The organism is Cytobacillus sp. Bac17, assembly GCF_024519925.1.
Classification (GTDB): Bacteria; Bacillota; Bacilli; order Bacillales; family Cytobacillaceae; genus Cytobacillus; species Cytobacillus pseudoceanisediminis.
In genome coordinates this window covers 1-371 of sequence record NZ_JALJRC010000115.1, presented here as the reverse complement: position 1 = coordinate 371, position 371 = coordinate 1, and the positions used below count along the sequence as shown (strand labels likewise).

Genomic DNA, 371 nt, shown 5'->3' with positions numbered 1-371 from the left:
GAAAAGACTTGCAGACCTTATCAGAAGAAATATACACAGCGTCCGTAAAAACAGCGGCTGCCCCGCTGGGCCTCTCCCTCGCCGGCCCCGCTCTCCTTTCCTCTTTTCCCTCTTTCTTTTCCTTTCCTTTCCCCCTCTCCTCTCCTTCCCTTTCCCTCTCCCTCTCTTTTCCCTTTCTTCCTCCCCTTTCTCCCTCTTTCCTTTCTCCCCCCTTTCCTTCTCTCTCTCCTCTTCCTTTCCTCTTCCTCCTCTTTCCTTTTTTCTCCCCCTTTCCTTTTCCTTCCTTCCCTTCCCCTTTTCTTTCCTTCTCCTCTTTTTTTTTTCTTCTTTCTCCTTCTTCCTTCTCCCTCTCCCCTCTTCCTCTTTTCCCC

General features: G+C 50.4%; 1 protein-coding gene. It reads right to left on the bottom strand.

Annotated features, from left to right (window positions below; genetic code table 11):
* Window positions 1-371, bottom strand: a 371-nt coding sequence (locus tag NR125_RS29440; protein WP_256816899.1) for a hypothetical protein, incomplete at both ends; no start/stop codon positions are given.